This is a genomic window from Pseudomonas sp. MWU13-2100 (assembly GCF_023242365.1).
In the GTDB taxonomy this organism is placed as follows: domain Bacteria; phylum Pseudomonadota; class Gammaproteobacteria; order Pseudomonadales; family Pseudomonadaceae; genus Aquipseudomonas.
Window position 1 is genome coordinate 1 of sequence record NZ_JALLIX010000073.1, and the last position, 11523, is coordinate 11523.

At 66.2% G+C, this 11523-nt stretch carries 1 protein-coding gene; it reads right to left on the reverse strand.

Annotated features, from left to right (window positions below; genetic code table 11):
- Positions 1-11523, reverse strand: an 11523-nt coding sequence (locus tag M5B99_RS28925; protein ID WP_248807346.1) for a non-ribosomal peptide synthetase, incomplete at both ends; no start/stop codon positions are given.

Sequence of the window (11523 nt, forward strand, 5' to 3'; positions counted from 1 at the left end):
TGCCGTGCGCATATAACCGCAGACGCGCCCGGCCCCCACCGAGCCAGTGACCAGTACCGTCAGCTTGAAACCGTCGCCCAGGTCGTCGACGTTCAAGGTCAACGGGTAGTTGGTGCGCTCCTCGCCACTGAGCACCTCGATACCGCGCCAGGCCTCGAGGGCCTCCCCCGATTGCTCACTTGCGGCACTGTGCCGGTAGTTCAGCAGCGCGCTGAACAGCGGCAGCGGCGCGGCCACCCCGCTGCAACGCTGGGCCAGCACCAACGGTGCATGCTCGTGGCCGAGCAGCGCGGTCAGCCGGGCATGGGTCGCGCGGACCCCGTCCCGTGCCCCCTGCCCGCCCAGGTCGACCCGCAACGGCAAGGTATTGATAAACATCCCCAGGGCCCGATCGGCGCCCTCGCCGCCCTGCATCCGGCCCATCAGCACGGTACCGAACACCACCGTGCGCTTGCTCGAAACCTTGCCCAATACCTGGGCCCAGGCCAGGTGCACCAGGCTGGCGGCGCTCACCCCCAGCTGACGGGCCTGGGTCCGCAGGCGCAGGTCCAGCCAGCTGTCCAGCGCCAGGCTGCTCTCCTCGATATCGCGACCATCGCCCTGCACATCCAGCAGGCCAAATGGCAGGGTCGGTTCATCGATATCGCCGAGCATCTCGCGGAAAAACCCTTCATGGGCCTCGCGGCTCACGCCCAGGCGGGCCTGGGCCACATAGTTGCGATACGGCACGGCGGCACCGAGCCGGCCGGCCAGTCCGAGCAGGTGCGCCTGCATATCCTGGCGCACCACGTCCATCGCGGTGTGGTCCAGGGCCATATGGTGGAACAGCAGCATCGCCACCCAGCGCTGGTTCGGCGCGTCCTCGGCGAAAACCAGGCGCATCAGCGGCGCCTGGGTCAGGTCCAGGCGCGCGTGGCGGGCATCGAAGCGCTCATGCAGTTGCCCGGTGATTTCGCCCTCGGCCGGGTCGAGTTCGACCTGCTCCAGATACAGGCGGGCCTGACGCCAGACCACCTGCATCGGTGTCTCCAGCCCTTGCCAGAGCACGGCGGTGCGCAGGATGTCATGGCGGTCGATGACACTTTGCAAGGCATCGATAAAAGCGCTCAAGCGTTCCCGACTGGCCATCTCGAACAGGGTCTGCAAGACATACGGATCGCCCTGCTCGGCCGCCAGGTGGTGATAGAGAATGCCTTCCTGCAACGGCGCCAGCGGGTAGATATCCTGCACATTGCTCACGCCGCCCGGGACAGTGGCGACGATATGATCGATAGCCGCCTGGTCGAGATCGGCCAGGGGCAGCAGATCCGGGGTGATCCGGGTACAACCGGCCGCGACGGCATTGGCCGGGACCTTGATTTCACTGCCCCCACCGACAGCGGCCGCCAGCGCGGCCAGGGTCGGCTGGCCGAACAGCACACGCACGTCGGCGCTCAAGCCGGCCTGGCGCATGCGCTCGATCAGGCTTACGGCCAACAGCGAGTGCCCGCCCAGTTCGAAGAAGTGATCGTGACGCCCGATCCGCTCGACCTTGAGCACCTCGGCCCAGATCGCCGCCAGGGTGGTTTCGACCGGGCCTTCGGGTGCCGCGTAGCCACGGCTGACCAGTGCCTGCGCATCCGGTGCCGGCAGGGCCTTGCGGTCCAGCTTGCCGTTCGCGGTCAGCGGCAGCGCGTCGAGACGTACATAGGCCGCGGGCACCATGTAGTCCGGCAAGCGCGCCTGCAGATGACTGCGCAGGCTTTCGATATCCAGCCCCTGCTGCGGCTCGCGCAGGATGAAATAGGCCACCAGGCGTTTCTCAGCGGCGTCCTGCCGGGCCAGCAGCACCGCCTCCTGGACCGCTGGGTGCGTGACCAGGGCGGCCTCGATCTCACCCAGTTCGATCCGGAAACCACGGATCTTCACCTGACCGTCATTACGTCCGAGGTATTCCAGGTTGCCGTCCGCCGTCCAGCGACCAAGGTCACCGGTGCGATACAGCAATGCCCCCTCCTGGTCGCTGAACGGATCGGCAACAAACTGCATGGCAGTCAATTCCGGCCGGTTCAAATAACCCTTGGACACGCCCTGCCCACCGATATACAGCTCGCCGGGCACACCTATCGCCACTGGTTGCCGGTGGGCATCGAGCACATAGACCTGACTGTTGCCGATCGGTCGACCGATGGGAATCGCGCCGTCGCGCACCGAAGTGATCGCGTAGGTCGTGGAAAAGGTCGTGGCTTCGGTCGGGCCGTAGCCGTTGAGCAGATGTTGCGGCGCACCTTGCGCCAGGACCCGGGCGATGACCGTCGGGTCCAGCACATCGCCGCCGACGATCAGGTAGCGCAAGCGGGCGAAGACCTCCATCAGGCCGTCGGCGTACTGATGGAACAGGCCGGCGGTCAGCCACAGCACGTTGACCGATTGCGCCAGCAGCAGCGCCCGGAACTCTTCCTGGGAGAGCAATACCGAGTGCTCGACCACCACCACGCAACCGCCATTGAGCAACGGCGCCCAGACATCCAGGGTGCTGGCGTCGAAGGCCGGGTTGGAGGCAAAGGCCACGCGATCCCGCGCGTTGAAATCGGCATAACCGTTGTCGATCACCAGGCGGCTGACAGCCCGGTGCGGTACCAGCACACCCTTGGGCGTACCCGTGGAACCGGAGGTGTACATGATATAGGCCACCGACTCGGCGGTTGCCGGGCGATCTGGATTGGCCGCCGGCTCCGCGCTGACAGAGCGGCTATCGAGGTCGAGACGTCGAACGCCCGGCTCCAGGGTTTCGGCGCTGTAGGTCAGCACCAGCACGGCCTGGCTGTCCTGTACCATGAACGCCTGGCGTTCGCGCGGTGCATTGATGTCCAGCGGTACGTAGACCGCCGCGCACTTGAGCACTGCCAGTTGGCTGACCACCAAGTCGATGGAGCGCGGCAACAACAGCGCCACGCTATCCCCAGGCTGTACGCCGAGTTCCAGCAGTTCCGCCGCCAGGCGGTTGGCCTGCCGGTTCAACTCGCGGTAGCTCAGGCTCGTCGCATCCTGCGATACCGCCGCAGCGTCGGGAGTCCGCTGTACCTGGGCTTCGAACAACTCATGCACCGTAGCGTGCCGGGGCGAGCCGGTGGCCGTGGCGTTGAAGCCCACGAGCAACTGCTCGCGCTCCGCCGGCGGCAGGATCGACAGGCTGTCCAGGGTCGCCGCAGGCTTCTGCTCCAACGCCTCGACCAATTGCGCCACGGCCGCCTGCATATAGCCACACAGGCGTTGCGCACCGACCTCGGTCGTGACCAGTATCGACAGTTTGAAGCCATCGCCGAGGTCATCGACGTTCAGGGTCAACGGGTAGTTGGTACGTTCCTCGGCGCCGAAGGCTTCGATGCCACTCCAGGCCGCTTCATGTTCGGTCGTAGGGGCCGCCACCACACTGTGACGGTAGTTGAGCAGCGCGCTGAACAACGGCGCCGGTGCGGCCACGCCGCTGCAACGCTGGGCCAGCACCAACGGCGCATGTTCGTGGCCGAGCAATGCGGTCAACTGGGCGTGGGTCGCCTTGAGTCCGGCGAGCACCGCCTGCGCGCCGACATCGACGCGCAATGGCAAGGTGTTGATAAACATGCCCAGGGCCCGGTCGGCCCCCTCGCCGGCCTGCAAGCGGCCCAGCAGGACCGTGCCGAACACCACCTGCTCGCGGCCCGAGACGCTGCCCAGTACCCGCGCCCAGGCCAGGTGCATCAGGCTCGCGGCACTGACCCCGGCCTGCCGGGCCTGGGCCCGCAGACGCAGGTTCAGCTCGGGCGCCAGGCTCAGGCCGGCTTCTTCGATCTCACGTCCGCCGTCCTGCACATCCTGCAGGCCGAACGGCAGGGTCGGCTCCTCGATGTCGCCGAGCAGCCCACGGAAAAACGCCTCGTGCTGCGCCTGGCTGACACCCAGGCGCGCCTGGGCCACATAGTTGCGATACGGCACCGCTTCGCCGAGGGTATGCGCCTCGCCGAGCAAATGCGCCTGGATTTCATGCTGTACCACATCCAGCGCGGTGTGGTCGAGAGCCATATGATGGAACAGCAGCATCGCCAGCCAACGGTCATTGGCCGCATCCCGGGTAAAGACAATGCGGATCAACGGCGCCTGGCGGACATCGAGACGGTAGTGGCGCGGATTGAAACGCTGGTGCAACTGCTCGGCCAGCGGACCGGCCGCCGGATCGAGGACCAACTCGCTGACTTCCAGTTCGGCCCGACGCAACACCACCTGCAACGGCTCGTCGAGCCCTTCCCAGAGCACAGCGGTGCGGAGGATGTCGTGACGGTCGATGACGCCTTGCAAGGCGCCGCTGAAATCGTCCAGCCGTGCGCGATCGCGCAGGCCGAACAGCGCTTGCAGGACATAGGGATCGCCCTGCTCGGCGCTGATATGGTGATAGAGGATGCCGGCCTGCAACGGTGCCAGCGGATAGATGTCCTGCACGTTCAGCGCACCGCCCGGCACACTGGCCAGCACCTGGTCGATCTGCGCCTGGGTCAGGCTGATCAGCGGCAACAGGTCCGGAGTGAGGTGTTCGCAGTGCTCGGCAATCAGATTGGCCGGCACCACGATTTCCGTGCCCCCGCCCACCGCCGCCGCCAGCGCGGCCAGGGTCGGCTGGCCGAACAGCACACGCACATCGGCGCTCAGGCCCACCTGGCGCATGCGCTCGATGAGGCTGACCGCCAGCAGCGAATGGCCGCCCAGTTCGAAGAAGTGGTCATGACGCCCGACCCGCTCGACCTTGAGCACATCGGCCCAGATCGCTGCCAGCAGGTTTTCCACTTCACCTTGGGGGGCCTGGTAATCGCCATGAGCCAGGGCGTCCGACTCCGGCACCGGCAGCGCCTTGCGGTCGACCTTGCCGTTCAGGGTCAGCGGCAACACGTCCAGTTGCACATAGGCGCCGGGCACCATGTACTCCGGCAACAGGCCTTGCAGGTAGCTGCGCAGTGCTTCCACCGTGGCCGGTTCGCCGGTCGCGGTGATATAGGCCACCAGGCGCTTGTCGCCGGGAACGTCCTCGCGGGCCAGCACGATGCATTCACGCACCTGCGGATGGGTGCTCAGGCGCGCCTCGATTTCCCCGAGTTCGATGCGGAAACCGCGAATCTTCACCTGGTCATCGTTACGTCCCAGGCACTCCAACTGGCCATCGACCAACCAGCGACCGAGGTCGCCGGTGCGATAGAGCAAGGCGCCGGGCTCGCTGCTGAACGGGTCGGCGATAAATTTTTCGGCGGTCAGGTCGGCACGGTTGAGGTAACCCTGCGCCACGCCCTTGCCACCGATGCAGATCTCACCGCTGACGCCCAGGGGCAGCAATTGCTGGCGGGCATCGAGCACATAGACCTGGGTATTGCCGATGGGACGGCCGATCGGCACGCTTTCGGCATCCTCGGCCACCGCGGTCACTTGACAGGTGGTGGCGTAGGTGGTGGTTTCGGTCGGTCCGTAGCAATGCACCAGGCGCAGCTTCGGCGCCAGCGCCAGCAGGCGACGGAACGATGCCGGGTCGCTGCGTTCACCACCGCAGAGGAGGATCCGCAAGCCCTTGATCGCTTCCGGAATCAGTTGCACATATTGGTTGAACACCGCCGTGGTGACAAACAGCACCGTGGCCTTGGCGCTGACCAGCACCTCGCCGAAGCGCGCCGGGTCGAGCAGCGTTTCATGGTCCACCACCAGCACCTGGCCGCCATTGAGCAAGGCGCCCCAGACATCCATGGTGCTGGCGTCGAACGCCGGGTTCGAAATGAAGGCGATGCGGTCCCGGTCGTTGAAGTCGGCATAGCCGTTGTTGATCACCAGGCGCGTGATGGCCCGATGCGGCACCACCACGCCCTTGGGCATTCCGGTGGAACCGGAGGTATACATGATGTAGGCCGGGCTTTCGCTCGACTGCGGCAATTGCCGGTTATCCGTCGGCAAGACCTCCAGCGCCACGGCGTCGAGATCGACCCGGGCCGCCTGGCCGCTCGCCAGCGCGAAACCGCGTCGGGTCAGCAAGACCACGGCCTGGCTGTCTTCAAGCATGAATTGCTGGCGCTCCAACGGCGCCTTGGTGTCCAGCGGCACATAGACCGCCGCGCACTTGAGAATCGCCAATTGGCCCACCAGCAGGTCCAGGGAGCGTTCCAGCAGGATCGCCACCCGTGCTCCCGGTTGGACGCCGAGACCGAACAGATGGGCGGCCAACTGGTTGGCCCGCAGGTTCAACTGCGCGTAGCTCAGGGTCCGGCCATGGTGCACGGCTGCCGTCGCTTGTGGCCGCAGGCGGGCCTGGTCCTCGAACAGACTGTGCACGGTCCGAGTCATCGGGTAGTCGGCCGCCGTGGCATTGAAGTCCTGCACCAATAGCCGACGTTCGTCTTCCGGCAGCACCGCCAGGTCACGCACCGCAGAGTCCGGCGCGGACTCCAGAGCCTCGACCAACTGGGTCAGGGCCGTCTGCATATAACCACAGACCCGCAGGCCATCGACTCCAGCCGCAACCTGTACGCTCAGCAGGAAGCCTTCACCCTGGTCGTCCACCGACAAGGCGCAGGGGTAGTTGGTCCGCTCGCGGACACCGAGTACCTGGGTGTCCGCCCAATAATCGCCGCCGCTGGCTTCGAGGGCCGGGCTGTGCCGGTAGTTGAGCAGCGCGCTGAACAGCGGCGACGAGGCCGCCACCGCGCTGCAGCGCTGGGCCAGCACCAATGGCGCATGTTCGTGGCCGAGCAGTGCGGTCAGCCTGGCATGGGTCTGGCGCACCGCCTGGCGTACCGAGCAGGCGCCGACGTCGACCCGCAACGGCAAGGTGTTGATAAACATGCCGAGTGCGCGATCGGCACCCAGGCCGCTTTGCATGCGACCCAGCAGCACGGTGCCGAAGACCACGTCGTCACGGCCGCTGGTGCTGCCCAGGACCCGGGCCCAGGCCAGGTGATGCAGGCTGGCGGCACTTACCCCCAGTTGCCGGGCCTGGCTGCGCAGGCGTTGACAGAGCTCAGCCGGAAGATCATGGCGGACCTCCTTGACGCCCTGCCCATCGCCTTGCACCTGCAACAGACCAAACGGCAGGGTCGGTTCATCGACATCGCCAAGCATCTCACGGAAGAAGGCTTCATGCTGCTCGCGGCTCACCCCCAGGCGGGCCTGGCCCACATAGTTGCGATACGGCATCGCCGCCGGCAGTTGCCCGGCCGCGCCATGCAGGTGGGCGAGCATCTCTTCGCTCATCACATCCAGGGCGGTGTGGTCGAGGGCGATATGGTGGAACAACAGGATCGCGACCCAACGCTGGTTGGCCGAATCCTGGGCGAAGGCCAGGTGCACCAGCGGGGCCCGGCCGAGGTCCAGGCGGCACTCGCGAGGATCGAAACGGCGCTGCAACTGAGCGAGGATATCGCCCTTGGCCGGGTCCAGCGCGATCTGTTCCAGCGGCAGTTCGACGCGGCGCAGAACCACTTGCTGCGGTTCTTCCAGTCCTTGCCAGACCAGCGCCGTGCGCAGGATGTCATGGCGGTCGATCACGGCCTGCAAGGCTTCGGTGAAACCCCGCAGCTGCGCCAGGTCCTGCAAGGCGAAAGTCGCCTGCAACAGGTACGGATCGCCCTGTTCGGCGGCAATATGGTGATAAAGAATACCTTCCTGCAACGGTGCCAGCGGGTAGATATCCTGCACGTTGCCGGTGCCACCGGGCACGCCGGCGACAATCCGCTCGATACTGGCCTGATCCAGTGTGGTCAGGGTCAGCATATCCGGGGTGATGCGTTCGCAGCCGAGGGGAATGCCATTGGCCGGTACCACGATCTCGATCCCGCCACCCACGGCCGCCGCCAGCGCCGCCAGGGTCGGTTGGCCGAACAGCACGCGGACATCGGCACTGAGGCCGGCCTGGCGCATGCGCTCGATCAGCTTCACCGCCAGCAGCGAATGGCCGCCCAGCTCGAAGAAATGATCCTGGCGCCCGACCCGCTCCACACCCAGCACCTCGCACCAGAGCGCGGCCAGGGTGGTCTCGGTGTCGCCGAGCGGCGCCTGGTAGTCACGGCTGACGAAAGCGTCGGCCGAAGGCTGCGGCAACGCACGACGATCCAGTTTGCCGTTGGGCGAAACCGGGAGTTTTTCCAGGTGCACATAGGCCGCCGGAATCATGTAGTCGGGTAACAGCGCCTGTAGATGCAGACGCATCTGGTCGGCTTCGGGCGCCACCTGCCCGGCCTGCAGGCTGAAATACGCCACCAGGCGCTTTTCCCCGGGGCGATCTTCGCGGGCCAGCACCGCCGTGTCCCGCAGGCCCGGGTATTGGCCGAGGCGCGCCTCGATTTCACCCAGTTCGATACGGAAGCCACGGATCTTGATCTGGTCGTCGTTACGACCCAGGTAGTCGATCTGGCCGTCGGCCTGCCAGCAGCCCAGGTCGCCGGTCTTGTACAGCCGCGCGCCTTCGGCAACGGCAAATGGATCGCGGATAAAGCGTTCGGCGGTCAGTTCGTCGCGGTTGAGGTAGCCACGGGCGACACAGGCACCGCCGATGTAGAGCTCCCCCGCCACACCCACCGGCACTGGCCGCAATTGTTCGTCGAGCAGGTAGATGCGGGTATTGGCCACCGGCCGGCCGATGCTCGGCAAGGTCGGCCAGGCCTGCGGATCGCCCCTCAGGGTCAACGCCGTGACCACATGGGACTCGGTCGGGCCATAGTGGTTGTGCAGGCGTGCGTTATCCAGGCGTTCGAAGAAGCGCCGCATCGGTTCGGTGATTCTCAGCTGCTCGCCGGCGGTGATCACGTCCTGCAGCGCGCACTCAGGTTGCCCGGTTTCGGCGACCATGGCTTCGGCCAGGGCTTGCAGGGCGATGCACGGCATATACAGGCGTTCAATGCGCTGCTCGCGGATATGCTGGAACAGGCGGCGGAAATCCAGGCGGATATCGCCGTGGATCAGCGACAGTTCGCCGCCGGCACACAAGGTGCTGAAGACTTCCTGGAAGGCCACGTCGAAACCCAGGGCGGCGAACTGCAAGGTCCGTTGTCCGGGCCGGCCGTGCTCGACGGTCTGGGCGATCTGCCAGTGCATCAGATTGACCAGCGGCCCGTGGGGCATGACCACGCCCTTGGGCTGGCCGGTGGAGCCCGAGGTGTAGATCAGGTACGCCAGGTGTTGCGCGGTCAGCCCCTCGATCTGCGGATTGTGCCGAGGCGCGGCGTCGATACCACTCTCGATCCGGGCGTCGGCTTCCAGCAGCAACACCGGCATGAGCGCCTGGGGGAAGCGCTCGCGCAAGCCGCGCTGGGTCAGCAGCACCTTGGGCGCACTGTCCTCCAGCATGTAGGCCAGGCGCTCGGCCGGGTATGACGGGTCCAACGGCACATAGCCGGCACCGGCCTTGAGAATGCCCACCAGACCGGCGATCATTTCCAGGCTGCGCTCCACACAGATCGCCACCCGATCGTCGGCGCCGATACCCTCGGCAATCAGCCGATGGGCAATCTGGTTGGCCCACTGGTTCAGTTCGACGTAGCTCAGGCGTTGGCCTTCATAGGTGACGGCCACCGCCTCAGGCTGGGCCGCCGCGTGGGCCTCGAACAGCTGGTGCAGTAGTTGGTCCGTCGGATAGGCGCAATCGAAGGCGTTGAAATCCTCCAGCAACTGGCGATGCTCGCTCGCCGGTAGCCAATCGAGGCTGTGCAAGGGGGCCTCGGGCCGCTGTTCCAGGGCCTCGGTCAGTTGCTCCAGCACCCTGTGCATATAGCCGGCGATCCGTTCGGCACCGACCCCGGCCACGGCCTGGACGGTCAGGCCGAAAGACTCGCCAAGGTCGTCCACCGACAGCGATAGCGGATAGTTGGTGCGTTCCTCCCCGCCGAGCACTTCGACCCCGGCCCAGGTCCGGGCCTGGCCGGCGTCCTGCGGCGCCTGGGCACCTACGGCGACATGCCGGTAGTTCATCAGGGCACTGAACAACGGCGTCGGTGCCGCCACCCCACTGCAACCCTGGGCCAGCGACAATGGCGCGTGTTCATGACCGAGCAATGCCGCCAATCGTGCATGGGTCTGACGTACCGCCGCCTGGATGCCCTGCTCGCCCGCGGCCACCCGCAACGGCAAAGTATTGATAAACATGCCCAGCGCGCGCTCGGCGCCCTGGCCACTGTGCAAACGGCCCATCAGCACGGTGCCGAAGACCACGTCGCGACGTGCGGACACCCGTGCCACCACCTGGCCCCAGGCCAGATGGTGCAGGCTGGCATTGCTCACCCCCAGGCGCCGGGCCTGGGCGCGCAGGCGCAGGGCCAGTTCCGGGTCCACCGGCAACAGGGCTTCCTCGACACCACTGCCATCGCCCTGCACATCCCGCAGGCCGAACGGCAAGGTCGGCTCATCGACATCAGCGAGCATTTCGCGGAAGAATGCCTCGTGCTGCTCGCGGCTCACCCCCAGGCGAGCCTGGGCGACATGGTTGCGATAGGGCACCGAAGCTTCCAGTTCACCGCCACGGCCCTGGCTGAACGCTTCGATTTCCTTGCCCAGCAGGGCCAGGGAGGTGGCGTCATCGATCAGGTGATGGAACAGCAAGACCGCGACCCAGCCGCCGTTATCGGCATCCTCGGCATAGTGCAGGCGCATCATCGGCGCCTGGCGCAGGTCCAGGCGGATCCGCCGCGGATCGAAATGATCCTGCAATTGGGCGGCTACATCACCTTGGTCCGGATGCGGCAGGAAAGCCTCGACCCGCAGCCGCGCCTCGCGCCAGACCACCTGGACCGGTTCGTCGAGTGTTTCCCAGGCCACGGCGGTACGCAGGATATCGTGACGGTCGATCACCGCCTGCAGGGACTCGGCAAAATCCAGCATCTGTTCGAAGGTGTTGACCCGCAACAAGGCCTGCAACAGGTACGGATCGCCCTCGTCGCTCGACAGGTGGTGATAGAGGATGCCTTCCTGCAATGGCACCAGCGCATAGATGTCCTGCACATTGCCGACACCGCCCGGCACGCCGGCCGTGACATGGTCGATCTGGGCCTGGGTCAATCGGGCCAGGGGCAGCATGTCCGGGGTGATGTGCCGGCAGCCGGTCGGGATCGCATTGGCCGGCACGACAATCCCGCTGCCATTGCCACTGGCCGCCGCCAGCGCGGCCAGGGTCGGTTGGCCGAACAGCACCCGAACATCGGCTGTCAGGCCGACCTGACGCATCCGTTCGATCAGCTTCACCGCCAGCAGCGAATGCCCGCCCAGCTCAAAGAACTGGTCATGACGCCCCACCTGCTCGACACCGAGCAACTCGGCCCAGAGTCCGGCCAGGGTGGTTTCCACCGGGCCCTCGGGGGCTTCATATTCACGCCGGGCATAGGCATCGGCCGCCGGTGCGGGGAGCGCCTTGCGGTCCAGCTTGCCATTGGCCGTCAGCGGGAAAGCCTCCAGGCTGACAAAGGCGCTCGGTAACATGTACTCGGCCAGGGACAGGCGCAGTTGCTCGCGCAATTGCCCGGCGTCGAGCTCAACACCTGCAGCGCCGATGAC